The organism is Bradyrhizobium sp. Ken64, assembly GCF_055807555.1.
Window position 1 is genome coordinate 301,262 of record NZ_JBVVPA010000002.1, and the last position, 16,270, is coordinate 317,531.

Annotated in this window: 16 protein-coding genes; 7 read left to right on the top strand and 9 right to left on the bottom strand. The window is 64.0% G+C overall.

Annotated elements, in window-relative coordinates:
• Positions 1-129: 129 nt before the first annotated feature.
• On the bottom strand, positions 130-396 hold the full coding sequence (locus AC0L2F_RS04555) for a hypothetical protein (RefSeq protein ID WP_473247632.1): 267 nt from the start codon (positions 394-396) through the stop codon (positions 130-132).
• A gap of 528 nt (positions 397-924) precedes the next feature.
• Here AC0L2F_RS04555 and AC0L2F_RS04560 point away from each other — a divergent pair.
• From AC0L2F_RS04560 to AC0L2F_RS04580, 5 genes are all read left to right on the top strand, one after another.
• A complete protein-coding gene (locus AC0L2F_RS04560; protein WP_063993246.1) occupies positions 925-1,971 on the top strand; it encodes a LysR family transcriptional regulator in 1,047 nt (348 codons plus the stop codon).
• Positions 1,972-2,000: 29 nt separating this feature from the next.
• A complete protein-coding gene (locus AC0L2F_RS04565) occupies positions 2,001-2,372 on the top strand; it encodes a helix-turn-helix domain-containing protein (RefSeq protein ID WP_026233304.1) in 372 nt (123 codons plus the stop codon).
• Between the two features lie 370 nt (positions 2,373-2,742).
• Positions 2,743-4,092 carry a L,D-transpeptidase family protein gene (locus AC0L2F_RS04570; protein ID WP_473247633.1) on the top strand — a complete coding sequence of 450 codons (1,350 nt, stop codon included), beginning with the start codon at positions 2,743-2,745 and terminating at the stop codon, positions 4,090-4,092.
• 111 nt (positions 4,093-4,203) lie between these two features.
• Positions 4,204-5,025: an enoyl-CoA hydratase gene (locus AC0L2F_RS04575; protein WP_473247634.1), complete on the top strand. Its 822-nt coding sequence runs from the start codon at positions 4,204-4,206 to the stop codon at positions 5,023-5,025.
• A 144-nt stretch (positions 5,026-5,169) separates the two neighbouring features.
• The gene (locus tag AC0L2F_RS04580) at positions 5,170-5,454 is read left to right on the top strand and encodes a hypothetical protein (RefSeq protein ID WP_473247635.1); all 285 of its coding nucleotides are present in this window, start codon (positions 5,170-5,172) and stop codon (positions 5,452-5,454) included.
• Between the two features lie 33 nt (positions 5,455-5,487).
• Here AC0L2F_RS04580 and AC0L2F_RS04585 read toward each other — a convergent pair whose 3' ends face one another.
• The 3 genes from AC0L2F_RS04585 to AC0L2F_RS04595 form a co-directional block, all read right to left on the bottom strand.
• Positions 5,488-6,567, bottom strand: coding sequence for an isocitrate/isopropylmalate dehydrogenase family protein (locus AC0L2F_RS04585; RefSeq protein WP_473247636.1), 1,080 nt, complete (start codon positions 6,565-6,567; stop codon positions 5,488-5,490).
• A 131-nt stretch (positions 6,568-6,698) separates the two neighbouring features.
• Positions 6,699-7,766, bottom strand: a complete 1,068-nt coding sequence (locus tag AC0L2F_RS04590; protein WP_473247637.1) for an alcohol dehydrogenase — start codon at positions 7,764-7,766, stop codon at positions 6,699-6,701.
• 184 nt (positions 7,767-7,950) lie between these two features.
• Positions 7,951-9,147 (bottom strand): CaiB/BaiF CoA transferase family protein, encoded by a 1,197-nt coding sequence (locus AC0L2F_RS04595; RefSeq protein ID WP_473247638.1) that lies wholly within the window; start codon positions 9,145-9,147, stop codon positions 7,951-7,953.
• A 195-nt stretch (positions 9,148-9,342) separates the two neighbouring features.
• Here AC0L2F_RS04595 and glgA point away from each other — a divergent pair, with 195 nt between their 5' ends.
• Positions 9,343-10,758, top strand: coding sequence for a glycogen synthase GlgA (glgA, locus tag AC0L2F_RS04600; RefSeq protein WP_473247639.1), 1,416 nt, complete (start codon positions 9,343-9,345; stop codon positions 10,756-10,758).
• Between the two features lie 138 nt (positions 10,759-10,896).
• On the opposite strand, the gene AC0L2F_RS04605 is transcribed toward glgA, so the two are convergent.
• The 3 genes from AC0L2F_RS04605 to AC0L2F_RS04615 all read right to left on the bottom strand — a co-directional run bounded on the left by AC0L2F_RS04605 (position 10,897) and on the right by AC0L2F_RS04615 (position 14,011).
• Entirely contained in the window at positions 10,897-11,877 is a 981-nt protein-coding gene (locus tag AC0L2F_RS04605) for an oxygenase MpaB family protein (protein WP_473247640.1), read from the bottom strand.
• 94 nt (positions 11,878-11,971) lie between these two features.
• Complete coding sequence (locus AC0L2F_RS04610) at positions 11,972-13,117, bottom strand: patatin-like phospholipase family protein (protein WP_473247641.1); 1,146 nt, start codon at positions 13,115-13,117, stop codon at positions 11,972-11,974.
• A 69-nt stretch (positions 13,118-13,186) separates the two neighbouring features.
• Positions 13,187-14,011: a 3-hydroxybutyrate dehydrogenase gene (locus AC0L2F_RS04615; RefSeq protein WP_473247642.1), complete on the bottom strand. Its 825-nt coding sequence runs from the start codon at positions 14,009-14,011 to the stop codon at positions 13,187-13,189.
• A 185-nt stretch (positions 14,012-14,196) separates the two neighbouring features.
• Here AC0L2F_RS04615 and AC0L2F_RS04620 point away from each other — a divergent pair, with 185 nt between their 5' ends.
• Positions 14,197-15,084 (top strand): LysR family transcriptional regulator, encoded by an 888-nt coding sequence (locus AC0L2F_RS04620; protein WP_063993255.1) that lies wholly within the window; start codon positions 14,197-14,199, stop codon positions 15,082-15,084.
• A gap of 53 nt (positions 15,085-15,137) precedes the next feature.
• On the opposite strand, the gene AC0L2F_RS04625 is transcribed toward AC0L2F_RS04620, so the two are convergent.
• Together AC0L2F_RS04625 and AC0L2F_RS04630 are read right to left on the bottom strand one after the other, a co-directional pair.
• A complete protein-coding gene (locus tag AC0L2F_RS04625) occupies positions 15,138-15,854 on the bottom strand; it encodes a peroxiredoxin-like family protein (protein WP_063993256.1) in 717 nt (238 codons plus the stop codon).
• 85 nt (positions 15,855-15,939) lie between these two features.
• The gene (locus AC0L2F_RS04630; protein ID WP_473247643.1) at positions 15,940-16,206 is read right to left on the bottom strand and encodes a hypothetical protein; all 267 of its coding nucleotides are present in this window, start codon (positions 16,204-16,206) and stop codon (positions 15,940-15,942) included.
• Positions 16,207-16,270 lie beyond the last annotated feature (64 nt).

A 16,270-nucleotide genomic window follows, 5' to 3' on the forward strand; every position in this document is an offset into this window, starting at 1 on the left:
GTAGCCGATGCCAGCGAATGCGCAACAGAGGCGCACAAAACCAGGGCTCCTCCCGATGCCGTCTGTAATCACAGATGCGGCATCGGGACACGCACAAATCTCGCCTAAAAGCGAAACTCGGCGGCGCGGCTACTTCACCACGCGGAGCAGCGGACGCCGGGGCTGGTCCTGCGTCTGCTTGGAGGGGGGCTGCGGTTCGCTCGTGGCCGTCCGCAGCATTTCGTCGCACAGCGCCTTGAGATCGGCACCGTCAATTCCTTTGAGCTTCATCCGCACGTCCAGGATGACGATGGACAGCAGCTCGGCCGACTCACGGCTGTTGCTCTCGTTGAGCACCCTGCGGCACTCTTCGAGCGTTTCCAGCACCGACTGCAACTGTTCGTCTGTATGCGACACGGCGTTCTTTCCGCTAATTCGGCCTGTGAGACGTGGTTGTGACGACCTCTTTGGCCCCCATGGAGCGTCGAGGATAACACGAGGCCGCTGCGCCCCCGAATATGATTTCAGTGTGTTTCTGCCTTGAAACCGCGGTTCCGGCGCGTATTGCGTCGCGCCGCCGGCCGTCGAAACGCTCAGTCGTAACGCCCTCGATCGTAAAGCCCTCGATCGTAAAACCCTCAATCGTAAAACGCCTGGCGTGCTGCAATTGATCCATCGCGGAAGGCACCGGCTCTCGCGCAAGTACGTTCATTGCGGACAGCGCCGACGATCCCGCAGCCCTGTCGCGGCTCACAACGGAACTCACGCCACACCCCTCATACGGGCGATGGTTTGCCCGATTCCAACCCTTGTTCCCGGCTCTGGCAGCATCAGAATACCACGTGCGGCGTAGTAAGGATGACGTTCAAAACTCGTCGTTCCCCAACCCGCCGTGGTTGTGGTTTGCCCCAGATTCTGCCAGTTTAGCGACCCGAAGGGACTTGTATGCACTCCTTGGCGGAAAGGGGCGTTCCACTGGAGGAACGCCCAAAGACAAACATCAGCGGCCTGTCGGACTGGGATGCGGCGCGCATTTTCCTGGAAGTCGTCCGATGCGGAAGTTTCCGCTCGGCGGCCGAGCGCCTGTCGCTGTCGATCAACGCCGTCCGCCGCCGGATCGATGATTTCGAACGCCAGACCGGCACCACCCTGTTCACCCGCGACGTCCACGGCACCCGTTTGACCGACGAAGGCGCGCTGGTGGTCTCCGCCGTCGAGCAAATGGAGGCGGCCGCGTTCGACGTGCTGCGCACCAGCGATTCGACGGCGAACGCCCTGTCCGGCGAGGTCCGCGTCGCCGTCACCGAGGGACTTGGCACATTCTGGCTCGCCCCCCGGCTGGTCGAATTCCAGCAGACCTATCCGAAGATCCTGGTCGACCTGCACTGCGCGATGCGTTCGGCCGACGTCTCCCGCCACGAGGCCGACGTCGCCATTCACCTGTCGCGGCCCTCCGCGCTCGACGTCAAGCTGGTGCGGCTCGGCCGCATGCATCTGATGTTCTGGGCCTCCGAGAAATACATTTCGAAACATGGCGCGCCGCGCTCGGCGATGGAGTTGATCAAGCACCGCCTGGTGCTGCAGTTCGCCGACCAGCTCGCCGCCAAGCAAACTTTCGAGAGCTTTTTCCCCGGCGTTCCGGAACGTGACCTTCTGGTCATGAAGACCAACGTCTCGAGCGCCAACTACTGGGCGGTCGCGAATGGCGCCGGAATCGGCGTATTCCCGAGCTACGCCATTGCGCTTGGCGGGAAGTTGATTCCACTGGAGGTCGAGCTGAACAGACCGCTGGATATCTGGTTGTCCTACCATCCCAGTAGCGGCCGGATTCCGCGCGTGCGGCACATGATTGACTGGCTGATCGAAGCCTTCAATCCGGCGCGCTTCCCGTGGTTTAAGGAAGAGTTCGTGCACCCGCATGAATTCAAGGACGAGTATATGGGCGAACCCCTGACCCAGCTCTTCGGGGGGTTTTCAACCGAAGACCGATGAGAAAAAAGATGAAGACAGCGGCGAAGAGAATGAAGCAGCGCAGTGCCGGCAAGCCGGACATTGAGCTGGGCAAGCGAATCCGTCTGCGGCGCGTCGAGATGAAGGTCTCGCAGGCCGAGCTCGGCGAGAAGCTCGGCGTCAGTTTCCAGCAGGTCCAGAAGTACGAGAAGGGCGTCAATCGCGTCGGCGCGGCCCGGCTTCAGCAGATCGCCACCGCCCTCGATGTGCCCGTGACCTTCTTCTATGACGGCGACAACAAGGCGCGCGAAGTCGAGAGCCTGCTCTTCCTGGACTCGGCCTTCAGCCTCCGCCTGCTGCGCGCCTACAGCAAGATCAAGGACCAGACGGTGCAGCGTCAGCTCGTGTCGCTGATGGAATCGATCGCGGCGAACGAAGCCTGAGCCGATCGGCGTTCGCGCCTTTCTGCCCGATGTTCAATCCGCCGCGTCACGGGGCGCGGCTGGATTGGACGAGACCCGGACGAGATCTATCCGGCCCGCGCTCGCGCGGACTTCTCGGGGCGGCATGACCGCCCCTTTTTGTTGACCATTTTTCCGCCGTCGCCCGCGGTTTTCGCGAACCCATTCCGGCCCTGTCGCGACCCAATCCAGAGACCGCCGTCCGACGTGCGGGCTCGCGATGCGCCGTGCTTAAGGGAGCCGCAACCGGGAGGCGCTAGCCTCCCGCCGATTTCTCGAATCAGCACGACGAACCGGGAATTTCCGATGCGATCGCTCGTCCGGGCCTCGCTCTCATGGGAAGATGGGACACATGTCGAAGCGCCATGCGATGATCATTGCCGTCGGCATGCTTGCGAGTGCCTCTGCGCTTGCTCAGACCGAGACCATTGGACAGGCCGGGCCCAAGCCGGCGACTACGGCTGGCACGGTGCCGGCCACCGCCAATCCGGCCCACGCAGCCGCACCGAAAACTGCCGCGCCGGGGTCCGCTTCGACGGCAGAGAGCCGTTCGGCCGCGGCGCTCGCGCTGACGCATGAGCCGACCTATGACGAAGGATCCGCCCAGCGCATCAAGGATGCGGCTCTCAGCTATTCCGATCTGGCAGTGCGCGGCGGCTGGCCGGCGATCCCGGCAGACGCCAAATTCGCGCCCGGCGCCCAGGGCGCCAATGACGATGTCCTGCGCAAGCGGCTGGTCGTCTCCGGCGATCTTTCCGCCGACAAGGCGAGCGGCGCCTTCGACCAGGATCTCGCCGATGCCGTAAAACGCTTCCAGGCCCGCCACGGCCTCGCGCCGACCGGGACGATGACGCCGCGCACGATCGCGGCGATGAACGTGCCGGTGCAAAAGCGCATCCGGCAGCTCGAGGCTTCGCTGCAGCGGCTCGAGAACATGAATTTCGGCTTCGGCCAGCGCTATGTCGTCGTCAACATCCCCGCCGCCTTCGCCGAAGCGGTCGAGAACGACGTCGTGGTAAGGCGTTATCGCGTGATCGTCGGCAAGACCGAAAAGCCCTCGCCGACGCTGACGGCCCAGATCAGCAGCGTCGTCCTCAATCCGACCTGGACGGTGCCCTCCTCGATCGCCAAGACCGAGATCTCCGCGCATATGCGCAAGGATCCCACCTATCTGTCGCGCATGCACATGGAGGTGCTCGACGCCCACGACAATCCGATCGACCCGAATTCGGTCGACTGGTCGGGCACGCATACGCCGAATTTTACCGTGCGCCAGCACAACGGCACGTTCAACGCGCTCGGCGCAGTCAAGATCGACATGCCGAATTCCTACTCGGTCTACATGCACGACACCAACCAGCGCAATCTGTTCAGCGATGACTACCGCTTCGATTCTCATGGCTGCTCGCGCGTCGACAATGTGCGCGATCTCGCCGCATGGCTGTTGAAGGACCAGCCGAAATGGAGCCGCGCCGCGATCGACGCGGAAATCGCCAGCGGCCAGCATCTCGACGTCGCCATGGTGAAGAAAGTGCCGGTGGCCTGGATCTATCTCACGGCGTGGATGACCAGGGACCAGACCGTCCAGTTCCGCAACGACGTCTATAACCAGGACGAGCAGCTGCTGGAGGCGACCGCCGAAGAGGCGGCCTTCTTCAGCAATGCCGGCAGCCATCCGCTGACCGCGCACATGACGAGATAGACCGCGCCATGCAATCGCGGCACAGGCGACTGCAAAGCCACCTCCGCTGCCGCGGTTGACCCTGGCCTCGCCCCGGCCGAACATTGCACCTCGCCAACGAAAGCGAGCGCGATGTCCGACATATCAAGCACGACCGAAATTCCCTACGCCGACGGCAATATCCTCAAGCACACAGCCGGTGGCGTCGGCGTGATCACCTTCAACAATCCCGACAAGCGCAACGCGATGTCGCTGGAGATGTGGGAAGGATTTGGCGAGGCGCTGACGGCCTTGCGCGACGACGCTGCCGTGCGCGTCGTCATCCTGCGCGGCGCCGGCGGCAAGGCGTTCGTATCGGGCGCCGACATCAGCCAGTTCGAGAAGACTCGGCATAACGCCGCCGCTTCCGAGGAATATGGCAAACGCAGCGCCGCCCAGCGCGCGCTGCTCGCCGATTATCCCAAGCCGACCATTGCCTGCATCCAGGGTTTCTGCCTCGGCGGCGGCATGCAGGTGGCGATGCTCGCCGACATCCGCATCGCCTCCCATGGCAGCCAGTTCGGCATTCCCGCGGCGAAACTCGGCATCGCCTACGGCTATGATGGATTGAAGCACCTGGTGTCGCTGGTCGGACCGTCCTGGGCCCGACTCCTGATGTATACGGGCATGCGCATCGATGCGTCGGAAGCGCTGCGCATCGGGTTGGTCGAGCGCGTGGTTCCGGAGGATCAGCTCTGGGGCGAGACCATGGGCATCGCCGAAACGATCTCGCAAAATGCGCCACTCGCGATCAAGGCCGCCAAGCTCACCATCGCTCAGGTGCTGAAGGACGAAAGCGCGCGCGACATGGAGGCAATCAGGGCCGTCGGCACGGCCTGCATGGACAGCGCCGACTTTCGCGAGGGCCGGCAGGCCTTCATGGAGAAGCGCAAGCCGCAGTTCCAGGGACGGTGATTCCGTCATTGCCACGACGCGCAGCAACGACGGCAGGCAACGTGAACATGCATTCAGGAAGATTAAATTCCCACGCCGCTGCAACACCATAGCAACCAGCTGATTTGCTGGAAGTTCTCTCGCCATCAAGAGAGGGAGATTGCGATGAAACTCAAATTTGCCGTTGTTGGTCTGGCTGCCCTGGGCGGCGCAGCGCTCATGTCAGGACACGCACTGGCGGCGATGCCGAACGGCATTCCGCAGGCCGACCGTATCGCGAGCGGCCCGGCAGTCGACGTCGATCAGGTGCGCTGGGTCTGCAACCCCTGGGGTCGCTGCTTCCGGCGTCCGAACTATTATGGCGCCTACGGCTATTACGGCGGCCCGCGACGCTTCTACGGCCCACGTCCGTGGGGCTGGGGCCACCGCCACCACTGGCGTCGCTGGTGAACTACAAGGGGCCGCGAGGCCCCTATTCCTTGACTACAGCGCCGCGAGCACCGCCTTCGTGATGTCGGCTGTGCCATTACTGCCACCGAACTCCATCGGCTTGAGGCCGCCGGCGTAGACCTTGTCCACGGCGCGCTCGATTTGCTCGCCGGCCTCGGCCGCGCCCTCGACGCCGTGCTTGTCGGCGAGCCAGTCCAGCATCATTGCAGCCGATAGGATCATCCCGGTGGGATTGGCCTTGCCCTGCCCCATGATGTCGGGCGCGGTGCCGTGGCACGGCTGGAACACGGCGTACTTGTCGCCGATGTCGGCCGACGGCGCCATGCCGAGGCCGCCGATCAGGCTCGCGGTGATGTCGGAGACGATGTCGCCGAACATGTTCTCCATTACCATCACGTCGAAATCCCAGGGACGCTTCACCAGCATCGCCGAACAGGCATCGACATAGAGCCGGTCGGTCTTCACCTCCGGATGACGCTTGGCGATCTCGTCGAAGATGCCGCGGAAAAACGCAAAGGCCTTGAACACGTTCGCCTTGTCGACGCAGGCCAGCGCCCCGGGCTTGCCGCGCGCCTTGCGCCGCTCGGCGAGGCGAAACGAGAACTCGAACAGGCGCTCGGACGTCTTGCGCGTGATCACCATGGTCTCGCGCGCCTCCTCATGGGTGACGACGCCCTTGCCCATCGAGGCGAACAGGCCTTCGGTGGACTCCCTGATCACGACGAGATCGATGCCACGCTGGTCGGCGCCGACGATCGGGCTCGGCACGCCCGGAATGAGACGCGCCGGGCGCACACCGGCATAGAGATCGAAGATGAAGCGCAACTCGATCTGCGGCGCGATCTCGGTGTTGTCGGGATAACGCACCGACGGCAGGCCGCAGGCGCCGAGCAGGATCGCGTCCGCCTCCTCGCACAGCTTGATGGTAGTGTCGGGCATCGACTTGCCGGTGGCGAGATAATGATTGGCGCCCGCCGGCGCCTCGGTGAAGCGGAAGCTCAAGCCGGATTTCGTCTCGATCTTGCGCAGGACTTCGATGGCCGGCGCCATGACTTCGGGACCGATGCCGTCACCGGCGAGCACGGCAATGTGGAAGGCGTTATTTGCGGACATCGGGTTTCCGAATGAAGGAGAGAGACTCGTCATTGCGAGGAGCTCTTGCGACGAAGCAATCCAGACTGTGTCCGCGGAGGGATTTCTGGATTGCTTCACTACGCTCGCAATGACGGCGGATAGAGCGGATGTTACGGAGTCAGCACCGTGCGGCCAACCACCGCGCCCTGCTGCAACTGCACCAGCGCGTCGTTGGCCTTGGCGAGCGGCTGCCGCGTCACGGGGATCGGCGCTATGTTCTTCGCGCGCACGAGGTCGAGCAACTCCTGCGTCTCGCGCAAATTGCCGACATAGCTGCCCTGGATCGTCACCGCCTTGATCGGGATCAGCGGCAGTGCCCAGGTCGCACCGCCGCCGAACAGGCCGACGATCACGAGCTTGCCTCCCTTGGTCAGGCAGTCGAAGCCGAGTTGCGTGGTGGCGGCGTTGCCGACCAGATCGAGCACGGCGCGGATGGGACCACCGGCTTTCTTGGCAAGCTGCTCCAGCGCGTCGGGCGCCTTGGGATCGACGGTCGCGAGCGCGCCGGCCTTCTCCGCGGCTTCGCGTTTCTTCGCGTCGATGTCGACCATGATCGCGCCCTTGCCGCCCATCGCCTTCAGAAGCGACAGTGCCATCAGGCCAAGTCCGCCGGCACCGAACATCACGATCGGCGTGTCGAAGTGCTGCTCGAGCTTCTTCAGCGCGCTGTAGGTCGTGACGCCCGAGCAGGCGTAGGGTGCAGCCGACGCGGGATCGAGGCCTCTAAGATTGAGCAAATAGCGCGGATGCGGCACCAGCATGTGGTCGGAATAGCCGCCGTCGCAATAGACGCCGAGCGAACGCGGTGTCAGGCACATGTTCTCGTCACCGGCGAGGCACGTTGCGCATTTGCCGCAGCCGATCCAGGGATAGACCAGGCCGACATCGCCGATCTTCACGTCGCCCTGGTCCGACGACTTCACGTCCGGGCCGAACGCCAGGACCTCGCCGACGGTCTCGTGCCCCATGGTCAGCGGCAGGTTGATGCCGCGGTCCTTCAGCGAGAGCGGCTTGCGGCCGTGGCCGAGATCGTAGCCGCCTTCCCAGATGTGGAGGTCGCTGTGGCAGACGCCGGCGGCCTTGACCTTGATAAGCACCTGCGTGCCGGACGGCTGCGGCGTCGCCTCGTCGAACTCCTGCAGCGGCGCCTTGAAATCGGCGACCTTGAAACTTTTCATTGGCGTCCTCCCGGATACTTTTCTTGTCGTCGCCACCATGCCATGGGCGGCAGGACGAGACAAACGCGGACCTGTCTAATTTAGGCTGACGGACGATGGCAAGCCGGCCACGCGCACGGCCGCATTGCATGCCGCAGCGTGGTATCCATCAGCCTTCCCCTCAGATTTGCCGTGAGACTTGCCCTCAGCCTTGCACGGCTGTTTTGCCTGACGGAATTGGCGCATTGTCGGTGAGCCCGATCTCCGCGCGCAGCCGGTCGGTGTGCTCGCCAAGCACGGCCATCGTCCTGGCCGGCGCCGTGTCGGCACCGGACATCCGGAACGGCAGATTGAGGACCTGGAACGTGCCGCCTTCGTCCTCCACAGACGAGAGCGCCTCACGATGCGTAAGCTGCGGATCGGCCAGTGCTTCGGACACAGTGCGGTAGGCCGACGCCGGCACGCCCGCCGCACCTAGCGCGACAAGACAGACATCGGTCGAGAGCTGCCGCGACCAGGCCTCGACACCGTCCATCAAGTCGGCCCAATTATCGCGACGCGCGGCATAGGTGGAGAAGCGCGGATCGGAGATCCATTCCGGGCGGCCGATCACCCCCATCAGTCCCTGAAACGTCTTCTCGCTGGCAACCGTGATCATGACGTAACCGCTCGCCGTCTCGGTCGGCCCAAACATCGGACGCGGCGGCGGCTTCACGGTGAACTGCGAGTTCTGCAACTCGATCAATGTCAGCGTCAGCATCGATTCCAGCATGGAAACGTCGATGTGCTGGCCGAGCCCGGTCAGGGTGCGCTGGTAGAGCGCCGACGCGATCGCGCCAAATCCGTAGGTGCCGGTGACGACGTCGGCATGGTAGATGCCGCAATAATCCGGGCGGCTGCGGCCGGGCTGGTAGGCGAGATGCGCCATATCGTAGCCGGAGGCTGCATGGATCACCGGCGCATAGGCCGGCAGCTCGGCCGACGGGCCGCTCTGGCCGTAGCCCGAGATCGAGCAGTAGATCAGCTTCGGGTTGACGGCGTGCAGTCTGTCATAGTCGAGCCGCAGCCGATGCATCACGCCGGGGCGAAAATTCTCGACCAGGATGTCGGCAGTCGCGGCCAGCCGGCGAACCGCCTCCTTGCCGTCCTCGGACTTGAGGTCGAGCACGACGCTCTTCTTGCCGACGTTGAGCTGGCCGAAAACGGTGCTGCAGCCCTTGCGTAGCGGCGGCCGGGTCCGCATCGTCTCGCCGCCGTCGGTCTCGATCTTGATGACCTCGGCGCCCATGTCGGCGAGCATCCGCGCACAATGGGGACCGGCGATCGTGGTCGAAAAATCCAGGACCCTGAGGCCGGCGAAGGCCTTTGTCGTGGTCCTCTCATGCTTATCTGATAGCTGCATGCCTGCTTGCGTCCTCGAGTCACTTAGGAACTTATCGAAGTTCTCTGTTGTTAGTGCGCCGACCCTAGAGGGCGGCGGCTGAGTAGGAAAGTCTTTACCGAACAGACACGTCTCGCGGGCGGGCTTGGGAATTCCAGGGCAACTGGACCCGTTCTTGCATAGCAGCAATCGGGCTCCGGCAGAGGGCAGCAGTTCTTGAGGGTCTTGTTCGTTACGACAGAAATGGACGACTTTGTCCGCGTCGGCGGACTTGGAGCCGTTTCCGCTGCACTCCCCCGAGCCCTTCGTCCTTTCGCCGACATCCGGGTCATGTTGCCCGGCTATCGCGACATCATCGAACAACTCACGCATATTCAAGTCGTTGGCCGCTGTCCGCCTTTTGCGGAGATGCCGGCCTGCTCGCTCGGCCGCGCCGCGACCAAGGACGGCCTGCCGGTCTATGTGCTGTTGTGCTCGCAACTCTACGACCGGCCTGGCAACCCCTATGGCGACGAGTCCGGGCGCGACTGGCCCGACAACGACATCCGTTTCGCGCGCTTTGCCTCGGCCGCCGCTGAGCTGGCCATGGGCACGCTGGACAAGGATTGGGCAGCAGACCTGATCCATGCCAATGACTGGCAGGCTTCGCTCGTGCCGGCCTACCTCGCCTGGCGCGGCTCCAAGCTGCCGTCGATCCTGACCATTCACAACCTCGCCTATCAGGGCCTCTTCCCGAAGGACTCGCTGCGGCGGATCGGCGCACCGGAGAGCTCCTTCCACATCGACGGCGTCGAGTTCTACGACCAGCTCTCCTTCCTCAAGGCCGGGCTGGTCTACGCCTCGCATCTCACCACCGTCAGCGGCACCTACGCGCGGGAGATCACCACGGATGAATTCGGCTGCGGTCTCGAAGGTCTGCTTCGAGTCCGCTCGGACGCGGCCGAGCTCACCGGCATCCTCAACGGCATCGACGAGAGCTGGGACCCGCGTTCCTGCGCCCAGCTTGCCCAGCAGTTCGGCGCCGGCGACTGGATCGGCAAGAAGGCCAATGCCGACTATGTGCGTAAGCAGTTCGGGCTTGCGGTGTCGCGCGGCCCGATGTTCGGCATCGTCGCCCGGCTGGTGCACCAGAAGGGCATTGATCTCGTGCTGGCGGCGGCCGACGAGATCGTCGATGCCGGCGGGCAGATCGTGGTCACCGGCTCCGGCGAGCCGGCGCTCGAGCAGGCGCTGATCGACGCGCATCGCCGGCGGCCTGACGCGATCGGGGTCGTGATCGGCTTCAACGAGGCCCAGGCGCGCCGCATCTTCGCCGGCAGCGACTTCACATTGATGCCGTCACGCTTCGAGCCCTGCGGGCTCAGCCAGATGTACGCCCAGCGCTTCGGCTCGCTGCCGATCGGCCACCAGACCGGCGGCCTCGCCGAGACCATCACCGACGGCGAAACCGGCTTCCTGTTCTCAAAACCTTCGCACGAATCCTTCCTCGGCGGCGTCCGCCGGGCGTTCTCCGCCTTCATGGCGCAGGACCAGCTCGACACCATGCGTCGCAGTGCGATGGGACGGTCGTTCTCCTGGAGCATCCCGGCCGGCAGCTACAACGCGCTGTACCGGAAGCTGGCGGCGGTGTGAGCGCCACTCCATCTCCCGTCACCCTGAGGTGGCCGCTTCTTCAGCGGCCCTCGAAGGGCGACGGCCCGGCTGCAGCAACGGGGCCGTGCATCCTTCGAGGCTCCCCTTGCGATGCAGTCGCATCGCAAGCCTCGCACCTCAGGATGACGGGGTTAGGGGCGGAGCACTTCGTTCCTTGCCGCGCCGATCCATCTGCGGGCGGCCGATCCAGATCCTGTTGAGGCACCGTGTCATCCAGTCGGGCTGCGGTTCGCCGCGCAGCCGCGCTTGCGCTTCCTGGTAGGGACCGACGTAGCGCAGCCGGTCTGGCAATCTTGGATAGACCCTCCGTATCCATTGCAGCGCGTTCTCGGCGGATCTGGTGTCGCGCTCATCGAGCTCGAACCCAAATCCCACACGCAGGCGTTCCGGCAGCAGGCTTCCCGTGAGCGCGCGATACCAGCGCGGCGGACGCAACCACGGGCGCGCGCCACCAAAGATCTGCGCGGCAATCTCGCGCGCCGCCGGACTGACAGTCAGCGTGTCTGATTGCGCCATCGCCGCCGTGTAGGCCGCGAAGCCCGACCAGTCCGCCGGCAGATCGTGCGCCGTCAATCCGAACAGGGCACCGAACAGCTGGCTCTCGGTCCAGTAGCGTTCGCGCTCCTCCGCCGAGAGCGGCGGCAAAACCAGATCGTGCGCCATCAGCGCGGTCTCGACCAGCGTTGCATGAACCCAGCGCAGCGACGGGATGTCGTTGGCACAGTAGCGCGAGCCTGCCGCGAACGGACCGACGGTCTCCGGCATCTCGCCGACGATCATGCTGTGGCGCCGGTGCAATTGCCGCGACGATGACAGCGCGCGGTCAAGCGAGCCGAACACCATGGCAAAGACGATGTCGAAGGTACGGTGAAATCGTCCGATCGGATCAGCAAAGGTTTTCGAATGCTCGGCGATGGCGGCGGCGACCCAGGGATGCGCGAGCTGCAGCAACAGCGCGCGACCGGCGCCGAGAAAGATCACGGCCTCGCGGTCGATCTGCCAGGTCACCGTGTCAGGGCCGAACACGCCGGCAACCGGTCCCGCCGCATCGGCGCGGACGTGATCGAGGGCAGATTCCAGATCTCTCTCAGCGACCAATTGCAAGGCCTCGCGACGAAGACAGCGGGCGACAATAACCCGGACTGCCTTCCCGTGAAATCGTCACTGCGAGAAACAATGACGGACGAAGCCCTTACTCTGCCGCAATCGGCATGACGTCCATATGTTCGTGCAGCACCACGCCCGCGAGCGGATCGAACTCGCCAACCCACGGCCTTCGCTCCAGCACGGACTTGGTGTGCGAATAGCCGGCATCCCAGCGCCGCATGATGCCGGACGGACTGAAGTCGATATCCTTGGTGTGGCTCTCGCGGTCGAGCTGCGGCGCAAGCAGGCGCACGACATGCATCCTGGTCGGGCAGCCGTAGCTGGTCAACTCCCTCACGGCCGGATCGCTGCGCTCGCCCTCGGGCAGTCGCGCGGCGAGCTGGTTGATGACGTGGCGCAGGCGATGGGCTTGCTGCTGGCGCGCGATCTGGCTCGCGATCCGGCTGGAATATTGCACATCCTTGTGCCGGTTCAGCACCTCCGCCATGGTGGTCGGCTCGGCGCCGACGGGGTTCCATAGGTGTACGGCGAAGATCAGCGAGTCCTTGCGCGGATTGTCGTCGAAGACCGCTTCCGTCGGCGTGTTGGACAGGATGCCGCCGTCCCAATAGAGCTCGCCATCGATGCGCACGGCCGGAAACGCCGGCGGCAGCGCGCCTGACGCCATGACATGCTTCACCGTCAGCTCGCCGTCGCGGCTGTCGAAATAGCGCATCTGGCTGCTGCGGACGTGAGCGGCACCGACCGTCAACCGTGGCACGCAGCGATTGATCCGGCCGAAATCGACGAGCTCGAGCAGCGTCCGCTCCAGCGGCGCCGTCGAATAGAAGCCGGCGTGATCGGCTCCGAGCGGATAGGAATCGCCCGCATGCGCCAATGGATTGGGGCGGAAGAAGCCGGGAATGCCGTGGGTCACGATCGACCAATAGGCGAGCTTTTCGTTGAAGCCGGGAAACGCGGTGCGCAGATTCCAGACCGGATTTTGCTCCATTCGTTTCCAGAACTCCTTCAGGCGCTGCAGCCGTTGATCAGGCGCGTTGCCCGCAATGAGGCAGGCATTGATGGCGCCGATCGAGGTGCCGATGATCCAGTCCGGCTCGATGCCGGCCTCGTGCAGTGCCTGGTACACCCCGGCCTGATAGGACCCGAGCGCACCGCCGCCCTGAAGCACCAGCACCACCTGGCCGGGCAGATCTTTCGACACGCTGGTATCGCGCTTCACACCGTTCATATCCTGCTCCCTGAGAGCCCGTATCCTTGCCATGTTCGTTCCTCGCGATCGTTTGTTACGCACTCGCCTTCAATGCGCGGTCCAGCCTCCGTCGACGGGCAACGCAATACCGGTGATCGTGGCCGCCGCATCGGTCGACAGAAACACGGCGAGCGCGCCGAGCTCTTCGACCGTCGAGAAGCGCTTATTTGGCTGCTGCGCCAGCAGCACATCGTGGATCACCTGGTCGCGCGAGATGCCGTGTGCTTTCGCCTGCCCGTCGATCTGCGCCTCGACCAGCGGCGTGTAGACGTAACCGGGGCAGATCGCGTTGCAGGTGATGCCTTCTTCAGCCGTCTCGAGTGCCGTCACCTTGGTGAGCCCGACGATGCCGTGTTTGGCGGCGACATAGGCGGCCTTGAACGGTGATCCGACCAGGCCATGGCTCGAGGAGATGTTGATGATCCGGCCAAACCCATTCTTGCGCATGGCCGGCAGCGCAACTCGGGTGGTGTGGAAGGCCGACGACAGGTTGATCGCCAGGATCTGGTCCCACTTCTCGACCGGGAATTGATCGAGGGGCGCCACATGCTGGATGCCGGCATTGTTGACGAGGATGTCGAGCCGGCCGCATTGGGCTATGGTGGCCGCAATCATCTCCGCGATGGATTTTGGCCTCGTCATGTCCGCCGGCGAGAAGCTGGCGTTGACGCCGAAATCGGCGGCGATCTGCTCGCGCGTCCTGCCGATCTCGTCAGCGGCGCCGAGGCCGTTCAGCACGATGTCGGCGCCGGCTGCGGCAAGCGCTCGGGCGATGCCGAGCCCGATGCCGCTGGTCGAACCGGTCACCAGCGCAATCTTGCCGGCGAGCGCGCGTGAGGATACCGAGGTCTGTGGTTTGACCGGAATATTCATGGTGCAAATCCCTCCAATGAGGCCCGCGCCGCGCGGACCCTGGCTTTCGCCAACTCTGGGGGATGACCCATTCCTAAGGAAATGCCCGTTGGCTTCCGAAACCATGCCCGCGCGCTATCACGGTCGGGATGTCATTCGCCTGGCTAATCGGTTAGGTTCCGGTCGGTTTTGCCAGGAGCCGATCCATGGAAATGCACCAGGTCCGCTATTTCCTCGCGGTGGCGCAACTCTTGAACTTCACGCGTGCCGCCGAGGACTGCAACGTGACGCAGCCTTCGCTGACGCGTGCGATCAAGCAGCTCGAGGCCGAGCTCGGCGGCGATCTGTTTCGCCGCGAACGCCCCGCGGCGCAATTGACCGAGCTCGGCCAGCGCATGCATCCGCTGCTGAAGCAATGCTATGATGCCGCCGCCGGTGCGCGTTCGCTCGCCTCCTCGTTTCGAAGCGGCGAGATCGGCGCCCTGAGGGTCGCCCTGACGCATTCGATCGATCTGGCGCTGCTCATCCCGCACCTCAACGAAATCAAACGACAGTTCAACCGGCTCGAACTCCGTTTCCTGCGCGGCTCGAGCCGCGAGGTCGGCGAATTCCTGAAAAAGGGCGAAGCCGAACTCGGCATCGCCGCCGAGATCGACGAAGCCTGGGATCGTCTCGACGTCTGGCCGCTGTTCACCGAACCTTTCGAGCTCGTCGTCAGCAAAGAGAATCGGCTCGCCGAGTGCAGCAGCATCGAATTGGATGATCTCCGCGCCGAGCAATTGCTCGTCCGCAACTATTGTGAGCACGCCAAGCGTATCGGGGCGAGCCTTCGCGAACACGGCATCGACTTCGATCGCGGCCACGAAATTTCCAGCGAACGCGACCTGATCGAACTGATCGAGGCCGATATCGGCGTCGCCATGCTGCCGCACACCTCACCGGTCCCGGACAGCCTGAAGCGAACCGCCGTCTCAGGGCTGGATGCGCGGCGCACCGTCAATCTCTATGGCGTCGCGGGCCGCCAGCGCACGGCGGTCGCCAACGCCGTGATGCGCATGCTGCGCGGCGCGGACTGGCGACCGATTGCGGGATAGTGTCGGGGGCTACTGTCCCTACGGGAATGAACAGAGCTCACCTCGCACGAAGCTCAGTGTTCACGGCTCGCGCTTTCGAGCGCCTCGAGCAGATCGTCAATCTCCATGCGCTTGCGGAAATCAGGATCGACGAAGCGGGCTTTCACGAGACCATTGCGGCCGACCACGAATACGGCGGGGATCGGCAACATCCACCCATCGTTGCCGTGAAATCTCGCCATGTCCTGGTAGGACAGCAGCTGCTGGATCTCCGTCCCGAGCCAGATGGCCAGGTTGAGAGACAACGCATAGCCGTTATCGAGATCGGTAAGCACCGGGAACGGCGCACTCGAATCAGCTTTGAATACGCCGGCGAACTCCTGCGTTTCCGGCATGATCGCCACGATCTGCGCGCCCATTGCCGCGATGCGATCCTGCGCCTGGATCACGGCGCGGACATTGAGCCGGCAATAGGGACACCAATGGCCGCGGAAGAACATCACCGCGACCGGGCCGTCCGTCAGTAGCGACGGCAGCGAGACCAGCCGTCCGGTCTCGTCAGGCAGCATGAAAGGCGGCATTGCCTCGCCTGGTCGCGGCGCGTTATCGCCGCCGCCGTTCTGGCCTAGCCTTGTGACGAGGCGGTCGACGGCTTCGCCATATGCCGGAAAGATTTCACGCCCCGCATCTGCATAGGCGCGGAGTTGCTCGTTCAGCGGGCCCTCCATGTCCCGACAGCGTTGGAAGGCGACCTTGAGCCGTTCGGCATCGGTTGTCGAAAGGGCAGTCATTTTGCGCTCCGGCTTTCGGTTCCAATACTAGTTTCCTGGTCCGGCCGTCCGCAAGGGGCGGCCCCTACGCGGGGATCGACCTAGTTCACGTAGAAATTGCCGGTCGGATCGAGCCGACCAGCGACCCATTGTCCATGAAGAAGACGGTATGCTCAGGCACCTTCTTGGCGTTCTTCGTCATGGACTCATGGTTCTTCTCGGTCGAGGCCATGGCCATCGCCGACATCTTGCCGGGCCCACCATAGATGTAGGCCATGCCGGCCTTGAAATCCCAGGCGGCTTCCGAGAAGGCGAATGTGGCGATAACCGCGAACGCGGCGGTGGCAATGAGAGTCTTGGACAGTTTCGTCATGAGATGTTTCTCCGGATTGACGTAAACGCCCGCCAATCGGACGCCCTGCCATCGAACGGCGGAA